General features: G+C 64.2%; 19 protein-coding genes. 15 read left to right on the forward strand and 4 right to left on the reverse strand.

Going from position 1 to position 16,083, the window contains the following annotated elements:
• Positions 1 to 2 precede the first annotated feature (2 nt).
• Positions 3 to 632, reverse strand: a complete 630-nt coding sequence (locus AC1ZQA_RS13375; RefSeq protein ID WP_482677343.1) for a TlpA family protein disulfide reductase — start codon at positions 630 to 632, stop codon at positions 3 to 5.
• Between the two features lie 310 nt (positions 633 to 942).
• Between AC1ZQA_RS13375 and AC1ZQA_RS13380 the strand changes: the two genes are divergently transcribed.
• From AC1ZQA_RS13380 to AC1ZQA_RS13390, 3 genes are all read left to right on the forward strand, one after another.
• A complete protein-coding gene (locus AC1ZQA_RS13380) occupies positions 943 to 1,449 on the forward strand; it encodes an SET domain-containing protein (protein WP_482677344.1) in 507 nt (168 codons plus the stop codon).
• A gap of 132 nt (positions 1,450 to 1,581) precedes the next feature.
• Positions 1,582 to 2,985, forward strand: a complete 1,404-nt coding sequence (locus AC1ZQA_RS13385) for a biotin--[acetyl-CoA-carboxylase] ligase (RefSeq protein WP_482677345.1) — start codon at positions 1,582 to 1,584, stop codon at positions 2,983 to 2,985.
• Positions 2,986 to 3,013: 28 nt separating this feature from the next.
• Complete coding sequence (locus AC1ZQA_RS13390; protein WP_482677346.1) at positions 3,014 to 3,775, forward strand: SPOR domain-containing protein; 762 nt, start codon at positions 3,014 to 3,016, stop codon at positions 3,773 to 3,775.
• 324 nt (positions 3,776 to 4,099) lie between these two features.
• Here the strand turns inward: AC1ZQA_RS13390 and AC1ZQA_RS13395 are convergent, their stop codons facing one another.
• A complete protein-coding gene (locus tag AC1ZQA_RS13395) occupies positions 4,100 to 5,299 on the reverse strand; it encodes a M20 aminoacylase family protein (protein WP_482677347.1) in 1,200 nt (399 codons plus the stop codon).
• 312 nt (positions 5,300 to 5,611) lie between these two features.
• On the opposite strand from AC1ZQA_RS13395, the gene AC1ZQA_RS13400 reads away from it, so the two are divergent.
• Entirely contained in the window at positions 5,612 to 6,058 is a 447-nt protein-coding gene (locus AC1ZQA_RS13400; protein WP_482677348.1) for a pilin, read from the forward strand.
• A 16-nt stretch (positions 6,059 to 6,074) separates the two neighbouring features.
• Here the strand turns inward: AC1ZQA_RS13400 and AC1ZQA_RS13405 are convergent, their stop codons facing one another.
• Together AC1ZQA_RS13405 and AC1ZQA_RS13410 are read right to left on the reverse strand one after the other, a co-directional pair.
• Positions 6,075 to 6,470, reverse strand: a complete 396-nt coding sequence (locus AC1ZQA_RS13405; RefSeq protein WP_482677349.1) for a PIN domain-containing protein — start codon at positions 6,468 to 6,470, stop codon at positions 6,075 to 6,077.
• 100 nt (positions 6,471 to 6,570) lie between these two features.
• Entirely contained in the window at positions 6,571 to 6,747 is a 177-nt protein-coding gene (locus AC1ZQA_RS13410; RefSeq protein WP_482677350.1) for an AbrB/MazE/SpoVT family DNA-binding domain-containing protein, read from the reverse strand.
• A 313-nt stretch (positions 6,748 to 7,060) separates the two neighbouring features.
• On the opposite strand from AC1ZQA_RS13410, the gene AC1ZQA_RS13415 reads away from it, so the two are divergent.
• From AC1ZQA_RS13415 to AC1ZQA_RS13465, 11 genes are all read left to right on the forward strand, one after another.
• Positions 7,061 to 7,498: a pilin gene (locus AC1ZQA_RS13415; protein ID WP_482677351.1), complete on the forward strand. Its 438-nt coding sequence runs from the start codon at positions 7,061 to 7,063 to the stop codon at positions 7,496 to 7,498.
• A 142-nt stretch (positions 7,499 to 7,640) separates the two neighbouring features.
• Complete coding sequence (locus tag AC1ZQA_RS13420; RefSeq protein ID WP_482677352.1) at positions 7,641 to 7,940, forward strand: DUF4258 domain-containing protein; 300 nt, start codon at positions 7,641 to 7,643, stop codon at positions 7,938 to 7,940.
• On the forward strand, positions 7,937 to 8,158 hold the full coding sequence (locus tag AC1ZQA_RS13425; RefSeq protein ID WP_482677353.1) for a DUF2283 domain-containing protein: 222 nt from the start codon (positions 7,937 to 7,939) through the stop codon (positions 8,156 to 8,158). The genes AC1ZQA_RS13420 and AC1ZQA_RS13425 overlap by 4 nt, the downstream gene beginning before the upstream one ends.
• 194 nt (positions 8,159 to 8,352) lie before the next feature.
• Positions 8,353 to 8,595 (forward strand): antitoxin, encoded by a 243-nt coding sequence (locus AC1ZQA_RS13430; protein ID WP_482677354.1) that lies wholly within the window; start codon positions 8,353 to 8,355, stop codon positions 8,593 to 8,595.
• Positions 8,592 to 9,002 (forward strand): PIN domain-containing protein, encoded by a 411-nt coding sequence (locus AC1ZQA_RS13435; RefSeq protein ID WP_482677355.1) that lies wholly within the window; start codon positions 8,592 to 8,594, stop codon positions 9,000 to 9,002. The genes AC1ZQA_RS13430 and AC1ZQA_RS13435 overlap by 4 nt, the downstream gene beginning before the upstream one ends.
• 131 nt (positions 9,003 to 9,133) lie before the next feature.
• Positions 9,134 to 9,982 carry an REP-associated tyrosine transposase gene (locus AC1ZQA_RS13440; RefSeq protein ID WP_482677356.1) on the forward strand — a complete coding sequence of 283 codons (849 nt, stop codon included), beginning with the start codon at positions 9,134 to 9,136 and terminating at the stop codon, positions 9,980 to 9,982.
• Entirely contained in the window at positions 9,979 to 12,102 is a 2,124-nt protein-coding gene (locus AC1ZQA_RS13445) for a tetratricopeptide repeat protein (protein WP_482677357.1), read from the forward strand. The genes AC1ZQA_RS13440 and AC1ZQA_RS13445 overlap by 4 nt, the downstream gene beginning before the upstream one ends.
• 4 nt (positions 12,103 to 12,106) lie before the next feature.
• Positions 12,107 to 14,152, forward strand: coding sequence for a hypothetical protein (locus tag AC1ZQA_RS13450; RefSeq protein WP_482677358.1), 2,046 nt, complete (start codon positions 12,107 to 12,109; stop codon positions 14,150 to 14,152).
• A gap of 102 nt (positions 14,153 to 14,254) precedes the next feature.
• A complete protein-coding gene (locus AC1ZQA_RS13455) occupies positions 14,255 to 15,106 on the forward strand; it encodes a glycosyltransferase family 2 protein (protein ID WP_482677359.1) in 852 nt (283 codons plus the stop codon).
• A gap of 311 nt (positions 15,107 to 15,417) precedes the next feature.
• Positions 15,418 to 15,660: an AbrB/MazE/SpoVT family DNA-binding domain-containing protein gene (locus tag AC1ZQA_RS13460; protein WP_482677360.1), complete on the forward strand. Its 243-nt coding sequence runs from the start codon at positions 15,418 to 15,420 to the stop codon at positions 15,658 to 15,660.
• Entirely contained in the window at positions 15,660 to 16,082 is a 423-nt protein-coding gene (locus AC1ZQA_RS13465) for a type II toxin-antitoxin system VapC family toxin (RefSeq protein WP_482677361.1), read from the forward strand. Before AC1ZQA_RS13460 ends, AC1ZQA_RS13465 begins: the two co-directional genes overlap by 1 nt.
• The last annotated feature ends 1 nt before the right edge of the window (position 16,083 follow it).

Genomic DNA, 16,083 nt, shown 5'->3' on the forward strand with positions numbered 1-16,083 from the left:
AATCAAAGAAATTTGGCGATGCCCGCGAGGTCTTCGGCGAACATCTCGCCCGACTCGGCCAGCTTCACCCGGCCGTCGCGGCCAATGACGATGGTGACCGGCAGACCTGCAGGTTTGGGAAGCACCTTGGCCAGCGCGGGCGACAGCCACGCCACTGGGAAGGTGTAGTTTTTGGTGGTGTGCGCCCCCTGGGTCGGCACGCCGACCCGCCCCCCATGGGGGTCAAGAGAACTTGGGGCGGCCCGGCGTTCTCTTGAGAGAAACGGCGGGATGTCGGCTGCCTTCTTGTCGATGGACAGCGCCAGCACCTCCAGCCCGCGGTGATGCTCCTTTTGATAGAGCGCCTCGACATGCGGCATCTGCCGCGCGCAGAACGGGCACCAGGTGGCCCAGTACTCCAGCACCACCACCTTGCCCGCCCAGTCCTTGGTCTGCAAGGTCTTGCCATCGATCAACTCCACTGCAGGTGGCAACGGAAACAGGCTGCCTTCCTTGGGTAACGGCACCGCCTTCTTGTCTTTCTTCTCCAGCGCACCAGCCTGCTCGGCCACGCTCTGCGCCCAGACTGGCGCAGACGCCGCAGCCAGCGCTGCGGCAAACCATTTCAAGTGCGTACGGCGTTGTGGATTCATGATCGGGCTCCCTAGGAGTCTGTCGGGCTTGGGAATCGCGGGCTGCAAAATGGCTGTGCGGCGCGCTGCGGCAGCGGCTTCTTGCCCCATGGCACCCACCATGGGGCGGCGAATCCGCCGCCACATCGCATCCCCACAGCCCTTTTTCGCCATCCGCGCCCCAAGCCCGACAGACTCCTAGAATGTTTTTGTCGTTGCCAAACAGGGAACGATGGCGGGCAACTTGTCTCCTCGACCTCTCGCGTTCCTTTTTTTACTTTACCGAGTTTCTGCGCCGTCGCGCATTCCCCTCATCCTGCGCAGTCAACCCATGCCCAAAAGCCCCCCTGTCCGCGCCACCATTCCCGACAGCGGCCCCTACACCCAGGTGCAGGATTCGCCCATCCACGGTCGCGGGGTGTTTGCACGCCGTCCCATCCGCGCCGGGCAGCGTCTGCTGGAGTACAAGGGCGAGCGCATCGACTGGCCCGAGGCCCTGCGCCGCCATCCGCACGATCCCGCCCAGCCCAATCACACCTTCTACTTCTCGCTGGGCGACGCCACCGTGATCGACGGCGGCGTGCAGGGCAACAGCGCCCGCTGGATCAACCACTCCTGCGCCCCCAACTGCGAGGCGCAGCAGATCGGTCATCGCGTCTACATCGATGCCCTGCGCGACATCGCCCCGGGCGAAGAACTGTTCTTCGACTACGCCCTCGAACTCGACGCCCGCTACACCGCCAAACTCAAGCGCGACTACGCCTGCCGCTGCGGCGCACCCAACTGCCGCGGCACCCTGCTCGCCCCCAAGACGCGCAAGCGGAGCGCGAAGGCATGACATCCCCCGCGCCGTGGGTGAGGAATGTGCTCCCTCCCCACGGGTGGGGAGGGCTGGGGTGGGGAGCCTGCCCCGCCAGTGAAACCCCGCCTCTGAAGCCCACCCCTGCCTGACCGCCGCCGCTCCTTGCCGATGTTTCAAGCGTCCATCCAGCGCGCCCGCGAACTGCGGCGCAACCTGACCGAAGCCGAACGGCTGCTGTGGAACCGCCTGCGCAACCAGCAGCTCGGCGTCAAATTCCGTCGCCAGGCACCCATCGGGCCCTATATCGTCCATTTCCTCTGCCCCCAGGCGCGCCTGATCATCGAGCTGGATGGCGGTCAGCACAACGCCAACCCCGGCGATCTGCAACGCGATGGTGCGCTGCGCACTCAGGGCTATGCCGTGCTGCGGTTCTGGAACAACGAGGTGCTCGCCAACACCGAAGGCGTGCTGCTCACCATCGTGGATGCGCTGCGGGAACGTGTTCAGGGGTATGCCTTTCCCCCTCCCAACCTCCCCCACACGTGGGGGAGGAGAAGTCAGCGCAATGCGAACACTGCGGATGCCCCTCCCAACCTCCCCCACGCGCGGGAGAAGAGAAATCAGCGTCAAGCGGGCGCTGGGGATACCCCCTTTCAACTTCCCCCAAGGGTGGCGGAGGTGAAGGCAGCGTGTCACCCCTGCCCCGCCTTGCCGACACCAGACGCATCACCCCGCGATCTCCCCGCTGGTGGGGAAGGTTGGGGAGGGGGCGCCGATCCACTCGTCCCGCTGCGCGCCCGGCTCTCGCGCACCCACCCCGCCTGCGCGGTGCGCTGGGTGGAGCGCACCGGCTCCACCAACGCAGACCTGCTGGCCGCCGCGCGCTCCGGCCAGCTCGACAGCCCCACCCTGCTGGCCACCCGTCAGCAGACCGCCGGGCGCGGGCGGCAGGGCCGGGTGTGGCTCGACGACGCGCAGACCAGCGTGCTGTGCTCCGTTGCCTGGCCCTTTCCGCCGCAGCACGACATCCGCGCGCTCAGCCTTGCCGTGGGCGTTTGGCTGGCGCAGGCGCTGCACGCGCTTGGAGCAAGCTCGGTGCGGCTCAAGTGGCCCAACGACCTGCTGCTTCCCGTGCAGGGCAACTGGCGCAAGCTCGGCGGCGTGCTGGTGGAAATGGCCGACACGGCCACCACGCGCTGGGTCGTGATCGGCTTCGGCCTCAACCTGCGCAGTCCGCCCGGGCAGTCGCAGGCCACCGGGCTCGACGCCGCCGGACTCGCCGTCGACCGCGACGCGGTGCTCGCCGCACTGGCCCCGGCCCTGCTCGATGGGCTGCAGGGCGGCCTCCGGCAGCGCGACGCCGCATTGACGCAATGGGATGCGCTGCACGCCTGGGCCGGTCTGGAGGTGTCGGTGCAGGATCGCGGGCTCACCCTGTATTGCGGCACTGCGCTGGGCCTCGCGCCGGATGGCGCGCTGCGCGTGCGCACCGCGAACGGTGAACGCCGCGTGCTCAGCGCTGATGTCTCGCTGCGGCTCGCTGCGGCCGTTGCAGCCGACGCGGCAAAATAGCGCCGTCCCGCCCACGCCCTCCCCCTTCATGCGCGTCCTGCTCCTTGCCCTCTTGCTTGTCAACCTCGTGTTCTTCGCCTGGTCACAGGGGTGGATGGCGGGTGCCGGGCTGGGGCCGGTGACGCAGCGCGAACCCGAGCGCCTGGCGCTGCAGATCCATCCCGAGCAGGTCCAGGTCACCCCGCTGGCCAGCGCCTCGGCCACACCCGCCAGCGCCCCGCAGCCCGCGCCCAGCGCCCCCGCAAGCGCGCCGCCGCCCGCAGCCAGACCCTCCGCCCCGGCGTCCCGGGCCGAGGTCGCTGCGGCGGCGGAGCCCACCGTCTGCCGCCAGATCGGGCCGTTCGGCGCGATGGAAACCAAGGCGCTCGCGCAGGCACAGGCTGCCCTGAGCCAGGCCGGGCTTCAGGCCGAGGCCCACACCAGCCCCGTGCCCGGACAATGGATGGTGCTGCTTGGCCCCTTCCCCAGCCAGGACGCGATGCGCAGTGCGCTCGACCAGCTCGCCCAGCAAGGCAAGGTCAAGGTGTACGCACCGGTGGCCGACCGGCCGCGTTACGAGCCGGGCATTTCGCTGGGCGTGTTCAGCAGCGAAGCCGCCGCGCAGGACCAGTTGCAACTGGTCAGAAAGCAGGGCGTTCAGGGCGCGAAAGTGGTGCAGCGCAATGCCGGCCTGAACCGCGTCGTCCTGCGTCTGCCCGCACTCACCCCGCAACAGGTGAAGACCCTCGGCAGCGTCTCGGGCCAGCTTGGTGGCCAGGTGGTCAAGACCTGCGCGCAGGCGGAGCCGTAACCTCGACACCCGGCGAACCGTTCTCGCCTCCCCCACCCCGTGGAGGAGGTTGGGACGGGCATCCGCAGTGTTCGCATTGCGCTGACTTCTCCTCCCCCACACGTGGGGGAGGTTGGGAGGGGCATCCGCAGTGTTCGCATTGCGCCGACTTCTCCTCCCCCACGTGTGGGGGAGGTTGGGAGGGGCATCCGCAGTGTTCGCATTGCGCCGACTTCTCCTCCCCCACGTGTGGGGGAGGTTGGGAGGGGCATCCGCAGTGTTCGCATTGCGCCGACTTCTCCTCCCCCACGTGTGGGGGAGGTTGGGAGGGGGCCCCAGAACGCCTCACGCCTTCGCCAGCCAGGCCCGCGCCAGCCGCACCCAGAAGCTGCCGCCCAGGGGAATGAGGTCGTCGTTGAAGTCGTAGGTCGGGTTGTGCAGGGTGCACGGGCCCTCGCCGTGGCCGGGCGTGCGGTGGTCGCCGTCGCCGTTGCCAATGATCAGATACGCCCCGGGTTTCTCCTGCAGCATGAAGGAAAAATCCTCCGCGCCCATCGACGGCACGAACTCCTGCACCGCCTCCGCGCCCACCATGTCCACCATCACCCCCCGGGCGAATTCGGCCTCGGCGGGGTGGTTGATGGTCGGCGGGTAGTTGCGCTTGAACGCAAACTCAGAGCGCACGCCGAATGCAGCCGCAGTGTGCGTGGCGATGTCGCGCATGCGGGCCTCGATCAGGTCGAGCATGTCGGTGCTGAAGGTGCGCACCGTGCCCTGGATCTCCGCCGTTTCGGGAATCACATTGGTCGCCTCGCCGGTGTGGATCATGGTCACCGAGAGCACTGCGGGCTCCAGCGGCGCGCGGTTGCGGGTGACGATGGTCTGGAACGCCTGGACCATCTGGCAGGCCGCAGGCACCGGGTCGATGCCCAGGTGCGGCATGGCCGCATGCGCCCCCTTGCCGGTGAGCCGGATGTGGAACTCGTTGCTCGACGCCATCACCGGCCCGGTCTTCACCGCAAACTGCCCTGCCGGAATGCCCGGCCAGTTGTGCATGCCAAACACTGCCTGCACCGGAAAGCGCGCAAACAGCCCGTCCTTGATCATCTCGCGCGCGCCGCCGCCGCCTTCTTCGGCTGGCTGGAAGATGCACACCACCGTGCCATCGAAATCGCGCGTCTTGGCCAGATGCTGCGCGGCGGCCAGCAGCATGGCGGTGTGGCCGTCGTGGCCGCAGGCGTGCATCTTGCCGGGGTGCTGGCTGGCGTGGGCGAAGGTGTTGTATTCGGTCACCGGCAGGGCGTCGAAATCGGCGCGCAGGCCGATCATGCGGCCATTCCTGCCGCCGTCCCGCCCCTGAATCACCCCCACGACGCCCGTCTTGCCCAGGCCGCGGTGCACCTCCACGCCCCAGGCCGCGAGCTGCGCGGCCACCACGTCGGAAGTGCGCTGCTCCTCGAAGCACAGTTCAGGATGCGCGTGCAGATCGCGCCGCAGCGCAGTGAGCGCAGCGGCCTCGGCCACGATGGAGTCGATGAGTTGCATCGCCGTGTTCCTCCAGTTGATGTTCGGGGCGATTGTGCCCCAGACCCGCCAACCCTGAGCCGCCAGCGCGCATCTGCGAAAAAGCGTCACCCCCATCCGGCGCGCTGACAAAAATCGTCCATTCCCAGCCCCAAACCGTCACGGTGCGACCAGGGCTGCAGCAAAAACCGTGAAACAGTTCACACAATCCGCTCCTTGTTGCGGCGCGCACCGCTGGCCTGTGGATTGCAGAGCAAAAATCACGATTGTTTACAAAGCCGTCCGTCCCGCCGTCTCCCAGGCCAAACGCGCTGCACCCTGTCGAGATCCACCATGCGCACTTCCGTCCAACGCGGGTTCACCCTCATCGAGTTGATGATCGTGGTGGCCATCATCGGCATTCTGGCCGCCATTGCCATTCCGGCGTATCAGAACTACACCATCCGCGCGCAGGTTGCGGAGGGGCTTAACCTCGCAGCAACCGCCAAAACCGCCAACTGGGACTTCTACACCAGTCACGGGCATTACCCGGCCGGCGCCACATCGATGGGGCTGGAAACCTTGAGCGGCAACTATGTCAGCAGCGTCACCTCTGCGAACGGCCTGATCACCATCACCTATGGCAAAGGTGCCGCAAATCCGATCCAAGGCAAACAGCTTTTCCTTTCCGGCTACTTTGGGAGCGGCGGCTCGCTGGTGTGGAATTGCACCACCGCGCCCGGTGGCGCTGCCGCGGCCAATGGTGTGCCGCGCGCGTATCTGCCCACCTCGTGCAGTTGAACCCGGCCCGCTGCGCTTACAGCCGGGTACACACCGGGAGGCGCGCGGCCTTGGCGTCGAAGGTCAGCATCGTGGAACAACCCAGCTGCTGATAGCGCGCCGCCATCAGGCAATCCGCAAAGTCTGCCAATCCGTCTTGGTAATCACTCAGCGCCTGCTCCAGGGCGTTCTCGTTTTCAATCAGGATGTCCCCACACTCAAGCAGATTTTTGAACATGCCAATCAAGGCTGGTTTTCCAACCTTTGCCGCACGACGCAACACCCATTCTGTCTCCAGAATCGTCAGCAGGCTCACCAGAACAGGCTCGCCGCTCGCTGCGGCCTGCTGCATCATGGACTGCGCCACTGCGGTTTGCTCCGGATCGTCAGCCAACGCGTAGCGCACCAGCACATGGGTGTCGAGCCCTTGCATCAGCGCCAGGCCTGCATCTGTTCGATGGTCAACGGCTTGCGTTCGGGGTCGTGCAACACCCCTTTTAATTCCACGATACTGCGCGTCTTGGCCCGCATGATCACGGTGCCATCGGGCATGGGGTGTAGTGAATCCGATCCTTCGGTTTCAGACCGAGGGCATCCCGAATGTCTTTGGGAATGGTGGTCTGTCCTTTGGACGTGAGGGTGGCTGTTGACATCGACACATTTTCTTTGTTCGCTAAATTCTTACCTGTAGTACCGATGTAAGGGCGCATTCACAAACCGCACTGCATGCGCTGAATCTGCCAATTCCCGCACCGGGCTGACAAAAATTGGCAGGGGCGGCAAGGATTGTCGGCTGCTGATGGGGCAGATGGCCCTATTTTCGTGAACCAGTTCAAAGAATCTCAGTGCAAGCAGGCTGGCACGGCGGTTGCTCTATCTCTCCTGCCCATCGGGGGGTGATGTCAGTCCACCGCAGCTCGGGGCCAAGCATCTCCAGGCTTCACACCGCCTTCGGGCTGCGGATCTTTTACCCAACCGTTCTGGTTTACCGAGTTTCTACTTTCCACTCTCAGGAGTTTTCAAATGAAAAAGCAACTGCAACAGGGTTTCACGCTGATCGAGTTGATGATCGTCGTGGCGATCATTGGTATTTTGGCGGCGATTGCGATTCCGGCGTATCAGGATTACACGATTCGGGCGCAGGTGTCGGAGGGCTTGTCGCTGGCGGATGGAGCGAAAACGGTCGTCTCGGAATATGAACAAACCAAAGGTACTTTCCCAGGCGACAACTCGACCGCCGGCTACACGACCCAGTCAGGTAATTATGTATCAAGCGTTGGAATTGGTACAAAGGGCGTGATTACCGTCACCTATGGCAACAAAGCGAACTCAGCAATTGGAAGCAAGACTCTGGCTCTCACTCCTTCGACGAATGGTACTGGTGGTGCAATCAAGTGGACCTGCGCAACTGGATCTACAAATGGGGTAGCTGCCAAGTATCTCCCTACGTCTTGCCGATAAATGATAGAAGAATGAGAAGAATGGGGTCAGGTCTAGCTCCATACCACCCCACCCCGCTTTTCACGCTTCACCCCGAAACCCGCCGCGAGGCGGGTTTTTTCATTGCGGGAAACTCCGCGCTCTGCAGCAGGCCTATACTGATATGAAGACGTTCGTTTCGGACTGCCTGCCTGTCGCCATGGCATTCAGCCCGCGCTTCAATTGCCAAGTGGTGACAACCCTCCACGCCCAGCAACGTATGCAGGAACGGCACATCAGCCTCGACTTGCTGCTGGAGATCATCGAAACTGGCGAGGTCCGACATCAGGATGAGCGCCGAGTCTGGATCGCCAAACAGGTTTCTGGCCGTTCGGACAATCTGCTGTGCGATGCCGTAGCGCGCGATGGCACCTTGGTCGTGAAAACCGTGATGCATCACTTTGCCTGGGAAACTGAAAAATGAAAGCCGTCTATCACCCACAAGACGATATTCTTGTTCTGCGCTTTTCAGATAAACCCATCGTGCGTGAAACGTCTCAGGACTGGAACGTGAACCTCAGCTACGCCGACGATGGCTCCGTGGTGGAAATGGTCATCCTTGATGCGGTGGCAAGTGGATTGATTCCGTTTCATGCCGGGGATGAGCGCAGGCGGGCTGCCTGCGACCGGGGTCAGGTCTAGCTTCATAGCATCTGACCGACCTCACGCCGCCCTCCTCACCCGCCCCCCCCGCAGCGAACCGAGGTGCTGATGCGTTCCAAGGGCGATGCGCTCGGTGCTCGGGTGGATCGCCTGCTGACCCGGTCGGCGCATTGACCTCGATCACTCCCTGACCTATGCTTGGCCTATGCTTCAACAATCCCGGAGGCCTGATCATGAACCCTGCTGAACGCCACGTCCGTCTTTTCCGCAACGGGCGCAATCAGGCCGTGCGCATTCCGCGCGAGTTTGAATTGAAGGGGCGCGAGGCTGTCATGCGCCGCGAAGGCGCGCGCCTGATCATCGAGCCGGTCACGCAAAAGGGCCTGCTGGCCGTACTGGCCGAATTGCCGGATCTGGACGCGGATTTCCCCGATGTGGATGTCGGTCTGCAACCCACGGATGACGTCTCGCTGTGACCGCGCGATGGCGTTACTTGCTGGACACCAACGTGCTGTCCGATTTGGTGCGGCGTCCGCGCGGCATCGTTGCGCAGGCGATTGCCAGGGTCGGTGAGTCTCAGGTCTGCACCTCGGTGGTGGTGAGCGCGGAACTGCGATTCGGCGCCGCAAAAAGCGCGTCGCCGCGCCTGATCAAGCAGGTGGAGGACGTGCTCTGCGCAATGGACATTCTGCCCCTGGAGACGCCAGTGGATGCGATTTATGCGCAGTTGCGCCATGCACTGGAACAGGTCGGCACGCCCATCGGCCCGAACGATCTGTTCATTGCTGCACATGCGCTGTGCGAAAACCTCATTCTGGTGACAGCAAACGTACGGGAGTTTTCTCGCATCGACGGGCTGCGTTTGGAAAATTGGCTGGAATAAATTGGGGTCAGGTCTAGCTTTATAGCATGCTGCTACGACACGGTGTTCAACAGAGCAACAGAGTTGCGGGTTTTTCGTGCCCTTTTGCTACAAGGCTAGACCTGACCCCATTCTTTGCTTAGACTCGGCTCATGTCCCGCCCTCTCCGCCTCGAATTTCCACATGCGCTCTATCACATCACCGCGCGTGGCGACCGGCGGGAAGCGATTTATGAGGATGACTCCGATCGCCACCTGTTTCTGGACATTCTGGGCGATGCGGTGGCTGACTTCAACTGGCAGGTGCATGCCTACTGCCTGATGAGCAATCACTATCACCTGCTGGTGGAAACCCCGGACGGCAATCTGTCTGCGGGCATGCGACAACTCAATGGGGTATTTACCCAGCGCAGCAATCGCAAACACGGCCGCGTGGGGCATGTGTTTCAGGGCCGCTACAAGGCGATTCTGGTGGATCGCGACAATTATTTGCTCGCAGTGGCGCGCTATGTAGTGCTCAATCCGGTGCGCGCTGGCATGGTTCGCCTGCCGCAGGATTGGCCGTGGAGCAGCTACGGCGCGATGACGGGGCAGGTGGAACCGCCGCGCTGGCTGACGACCGATGCCTTGCTGTCCCCATTTGGCACCGCGCGAGCAGAGGCGATGCGCGCCTTTGCGCAGTTCGTCGCCGAGGGCATCAAGGCGCCGCCGCTTTGGGACAAACTGCAGGGGCAGGTGTATCTGGGCGATGCGGGCTTTGTCGCGCGCATGCTGTCGAAGGCCAAGGGGGAGCCGGCGCTCCAGGTTCCCAAGGCACAACGCCGCGCGCCTGCTGCACCACTGGCGGAAATTGCCGCCGCACATGCCGACCGCGACGCCGCCATCGCCGCCGCGCACGCGACCGGTCACTACAGCTACACCCAGATCGCCGCGCATTTCGGCGTGCATTTCACAACCGTGGGACGTGTGGTGCGCCGCCACAAGGCAAGCCGCATGCTATGAAGCTAGACCTGACCCCCAAGGGTTTTCTTCTCCTCATCCTCGCGCTCGGCCTGCTGGTCTATTGGCCGGGTCTGGCCGGGGGGTATGTGTTCGACGATTTTGGCAATCTGGTGGACAACCCGGCGTTTGCGCAGGGCGCGCTGCAGGCCCACTTCTGGCATGCGCTCTGGAGTGCCAACGCGGGGCCGCTGGATCGACCGCTGTCGATGTTCAGCTTTGCGGCGCAGATGGTGTTCACCGGCCTGAACCCGTGGCCGCTGAAGCTCGCCAATGTGTTGCTGCATCTGTTCAACGGCTGGCTGGTATGGCTGCTCTCCAGCCGGGTGCTGGGCTGGCTGGAGCCGCGCGCGCAGCGGCCCTGGCTGGTCGGCGGGCAAACTCTGGCGCTGCTGGCGACCGCGGCCTGGGTGCTGGCGCCGATCCAGCTCACCGCGGTGCTGTACGTGATTCAGCGCGAAGAGGCGCTGGCCGCGACCTTCGTGCTGCTCGGGCTGCTGGGGTACTGGCATGGCCGCATGCGGCTGATCAATGGGCAGCGCGGCGCGCTCGCCTGGATCTGGGGCAGCCTGGCGCTGGGCACCTTGGTTGCGGCGCTGGCGAAGGAAACCGGGGTGATGCTGCCGGCCTACGCCTTCGTGCTGGAGTGGGTGGTGCTGCGCGGCACGCTTTCGGCGGACCAGTTCCCCGTGGGCCTCGCCTTCCCTACCCGTGGCGGAGGTCGGGCGGAGAATCCGCAGGACGCGCCCAGCGTTGTACTCACCTCCCCCACGCGTGGGGGAGGTTGGGAGGGGGCATTCGGTCTCCACCCCCTGATCCCCGTCTTCTTCGTGCTGCTGCTCGTTCCCGGCGTGCTCGGCCTGGCGTGGCTGCTGCCCGGCTCGCTGAACGGCTCGGCCTATGCCGCGCGCCCGTTTACCTTGAGCGAGCGCCTGCTCACCGAAGGCCGCGTGCTGGTGGACTATCTGCGCTGGATCGTGCTGCCCACGCCGGATGCGCTCAGCCTCTATCACGACGACATTGCGTTGTCTACCGGTTGGCTGTCGCCGTGGACCACGGCGGCGAGCTGGGCGTTCCTCGCGGCATTGCTGCTTGCGGCGCTTTGGCTGCGCAAGCGCCTGCCGCTGTTCGCGTTCGGGGTGCTGTGGTGGTTCGCGGGGCAGTCGTTGCTGTCCACCTTCGTGCCGCTGGAACTGGTGTACGAGCACCGCAACTATCTGCCGGACTGGGGCGTGTTTCTCGCGCTGTTTGCCCTGCTGTTCAGCTGGAGCCCGCCGGATGCCGAGCGACGCCGCACGCTGCGGCTGCTCACCGTGGGCTTGGTATCGGCGCTGATCGCGCTGTATGGCGCGTTCACCGCCATTCGCGCGCAGACCTGGGGCAACCCGTACCGCCTGGCGTATTTCGAGGCGACAACGCATCCGCAGTCTGCGCGCGCCGCAAGCGATTTAGGGCGGGCGCTTTTGATGATGACCAACAATCCTCAAAGCGCATTATTTCAACTTGCCATGCGCCAAACCGAGGTTGCGGCTCTCTTGCCCGGTGCAGATTTACCGCCATATCAAAGTTTGATTTTTATGGCGGCCAAATACCATCTCCCAATCGAACAGACCTGGTGGGCCGGAATGCAGCGCATTCTGGCGCGCAGTCCGCTCAGCTCATCAGGAGTCAACGCGATTTATGCCTTGATCGATTGCGGTATCAAAAAAATCTGTCATTACTCACCAGCCGATGTTCACGATTTATCCCGGCTACTCGAATTCGCCTCGCTGGTCAATCCAAATCGCGCTGAGTTGCTTGTTTTGCGCTCGAACTTTGAGGCCAATCTCCGTAAAAATTATCCCCTGGCCTATCAACTGATGCTGCGCGCCGTGGCGCTCGACCCCGGCAAGTACGACTATTGGAAAAACCTCTTCATCATGCAGAGGGCCGCCGGGCTGTACGCCGATGCGGGCCATGTGCTCGACCGCATGCGCGAACTGAACCGCTTTGGCATTCACACTGCCGAGATCGCGACACTGCGTGCAGAGCTGGCACACAAGGAGGCCGCCACGCGCGCCGAGCAGGCGCATCGCGCGGCCCCTTCCCCGCTGGCGGGAAAGACGGCCGAGAGGGAGCGCTGACACCATGCAAGCCCAAACCCTCTCCTTGCGCCGCCGCACCCTACCCCTGCTCGCACTGGCTGCCGTGCTGCTGCTCACCTGGGGGATCTACTGGCCGGGACGTACCGGCCCCTTCCTGTTCGACGACTTTTCCAACCTGGCCACGTTGGGCGACTACGGCCGGATCGACACCTGGTGGAAGGTCGTGGCGTTTCTCACCTCGGGCTTTGCCGGGCCGACCGGACGGCCGCTGGCGCTGGCAACCTTTCTGCTCGACGCGCGCAACTGGCCGGCATCTCCCGAGGCGTTCAAGCTGACCAACGTCGCCATCCACATGATCAACGGCGCGCTGCTCGCCGGGCTGAGCGCGGCAGTGGCACGGGCACTGGGTCTGGCGCGGCGGCCTGCGGCATGGGCCGGCGTGCTGGCCGCCGGGCTGTGGCTGCTCGACCCGTTCTGGGTGAGCACCACGCTGTATGTGGTGCAGCGCATGGCCATGCTCGCGGCGACCTTCGTGTTCGCCGGGCTGTGGGGCTATGCCCATGGCCGCGCGCTGCTCGCCAGCGGGCGCCGGCGCGCGGGCTATGCGTGGATGAGCCTGTCGCTGGCGCTGGGTACGCTGCTCGCGGTGCTGTCCAAGGAAAACGGCGCACTGCTGCCGCTGCTGGCCTGGGTGCTCGAGGCACTGGTGTTCGACCGCAAGCACACCGCGCTGGAGCAAGGCGGGCGCGCCTTCCTCGTCTGGCGCTGGGTGTTCATCCGCCTGCCGGCGCTGGCGGTGCTGGGCTATCTGGCCACCTTCCTGCCGGGCCTGTGGACAGGCGCCACCGCCGGGCGCGACTTCACGCCGCTGCAGCGCCTGCTGACCGAAAGCCGCATCGTCTGGACATACATCGGCGACATCTGGCTGGCCCGCCCCCACGATGGCGGACTGTTTCACGACGACATCCGCCTGTCCACCGGCCTGCTGCACCCGCTGTCCACCCTGTTCGCGGTGCTCGGCATCCTGGCGCTCATCGCCTTTGTCGCGCTGTCGCGCTGGGCGCGGCATCCGGTGGTGGCCGCAGCCGGCGTGGCCGTGGGCTTCTACCTGGCGGGCCAAGTCATGGAAAGCACCTGGCTGCAGCTCGAACTCGCCTTCGAGCATCGCAACTACCTGCCGGCCGGGCTGATGTTCCTGCCGCTGGCCATCGGCCTGGTTGGCCTGATGGGGGTCAGGTCTAGCTTTGTTGCAAATGCTCCAAAGCTAGACCTGACCCCAAGACGCTGGCCGGTCTGGTTTGCCATCGCCCTGCTTGCATTGTTCGCCCTGCAAACGGCACGCCGGGCCGATGTCTGGGGCAAGCCCTTTCAGCAGGCGCTCGTGTGGGCGCGAGAGCACCCGGATTCGCCACGGGCGCAGAGCTATCTGGCGAATTTCTGGAGCGCGGTTGGCAATCTGCCCGAATCTGCACGTCTGCTCGATGCAGCGCTGAGCGAGCACCCGCACAGCCTGATTGTGCTGATCAACCGCGCTGGTGTGGCCTGCGCGCAGGGCGAAGCGCCTCAGGGATTGCGCGCCAGCCTGCTGCGCGCAGCGGCCAGCGCGAATCTGGCGGACAACGTCACCCAATACCAGTTCGGAAAACTGCTCGATGGCCAGAGCAACTGCACCGCGTTCGGCCATGACTTCGGTCAGAGCCTGCTCACTGCTGCGCTGCGCAACCCGCAGTCGATGCAGACCAGCGTCCGTCGCGACCTGCTGCACCGCGAGGCGCTGACCGCTCTCGCTGCGGGAGAGCTGCAGGCGGCCTACGCCCTCGACCTGCAGGCCTTGCGCCTGCCCGATTCTCCGGTGGGCGCGCGGCTTCGCTTCGCGGTGGAACTCGCCAGCGCCGGGCATCCGCAAAAGGCGCTCGACTTGCTCAATGCCGTGCCCTCGCCGCTCACGCACATTCAAGGCTGGAGCATGGCCGCACTGCACCAGCGCTGGCTGCGGCATGTGGGCTTCTACCAGGACAGCGAGTTGCACCTGCGCAAGGTACTGGCAGAAGAGATTGCAGCCAAGGCCACCAAGGGTGCAGCACAATGAGTCGCTTTGTCCACCCCGCCGCACGCCATGACCGCGATGACTAACTTCGGTGGGGTCAGGTCTAGCTTCGAAGCATTTGCTACAAAGCTAGACCTGACCCCCATGCATCTTTCCATCATCCTGCCCGCACGCAACGAGGCTGGTGCCGTGGCGCAAACAGTGGAGAAGATCCGCGCGCGCTATGCACAGGCCGAGATCATCGTGGTGAACGACGGGTCCACAGATGCCACGGCTGAAGTGGCTGCGCAGGCCGGAGCGCGGGTCATCAGCAAACCCTATGGCATGGGCAACGGCGCCGCCATCAAGACCGGCGCGCGCGCTGCGCAGGGCGAGGTGCTGGTGTTCATGGATGCGGATGGCCAGCACGACCCTGCCGACATTCCTCGCCTGCTCGCCCAGCTCGATGCGGGCTACGACATGGCCGTGGGTGCGCGCGGCGATGGCTCGCAGGCCAGCATGGGGCGCGGCCTGGCCAACGGCCTGTATAACCGCCTCGCCTCCTGGATGACCAACCACCCCGTGCTCGATCTCACCAGCGGCTTTCGCGCCGTGCGCGCCGACAAGTTCCGCGAATTCATCCACCTGCTGCCCAACGGTTTCTCCTACCCCACCACCAGCACCATGGCGTTCTTCCGCAGCGCCTACCCCGTGGCCTATGTACCCATCACCGCGCACAAGCGCATCGGCAAAAGTCACATCCGCCCGCTGCGCGATGGCGTGCGCTTTCTGCTGATCATTTTCAAGATTGCCACGCTGTACTCACCGCTCAAGCTCTTCGCGCCGGTATCGGCGGCGTTTTTTCTGCTCGGTCTGGGCTGGTATGGCTACACCTTCCACACCGAAGGGCGGTTCACCAACATGAGCGCGCTGCTGCTGTCGGCCAGTGTGATCGTGTTTCTCATCGGCCTGATCTCGGAGCAGATCACCAACCTCACCTACAAGCGCGACGGCTGAACATGCCCTGCGAGCCATCACAGCGCCCACACTTTGCCCCGCCCGCCCCACCAACCACACATGCCATGAGCGTCGCAGCCAAGAACGTTTCGACCGCCGAACAATACCTGGCCTGGGAAACTTAGCGAACGCAGAAGCCTGAACACCTCGCCAGCGACGTGTTCTCGGTGGTCGGAGCAAGCGATGCGCATGTGGCCGTTTCAGGTCGCCACCCGGGGCCAGGGCCAGCTTCGATGCAAATGATGCAAAACTAGACACGACCCCACCCACCCTCCTACCATTGAAAAATCAGTAATACTTTTGAAGAAATCATGACCACCACGCTGACCAGCAAAGGCCAAGTCACCATTCCCAAGCACATTCGCGAGGCTCTGCATCTCAAGCCAGGCAGCGGAGTGGAATTTGCACTGGACGCTGCTGGCAGCGTTGTCATAAAACCTGCTCCAACCCGGCGCACAAGCGGAAAGCGAGACCGTTTCGACGCCGCGCGTGGCGCTGCAACGGTGAAGTGGCGCACCGACGAGTTGATGCAACTCCTGCGTGGCGACACCTGATGCTGCTGGTCGATACCAATGTTCTGATCGACGTGCTGGAAAACGATCCGCAATGGGCTGACTGGTCGATCCATCAGTTGCGAACGCAGGCTCAGATCCACCGGCTGATCATCAACCCCATCATCTATGCTGAACTGTCGCTGGCATTCAGCACATTCGAGGCACTCGACGCCGTGTTGAAAACGCTTGAGATTGAACTGCGCGAAGTGCCGCGCCCTGCGCTGTTTCTCGCAGGCAAGGCGTTTGCCAGTTACCGCAAGCTCGGTGGCATCAAGACTGGTGTGCCGCCGGATTTTCTGATCGGTGCCCACGCGGCAGTTCAGTCCTGGCCCCTGCTCACACGCGACGCGAGGCGCTATCGCACCTACTACCCGAACCTTGAACTCCTCACGCCGGAGAAAGCCGCATGGGGTCAGGTCTAGC

The organism is Thiomonas sp. DCM-2 (assembly GCF_056820905.1).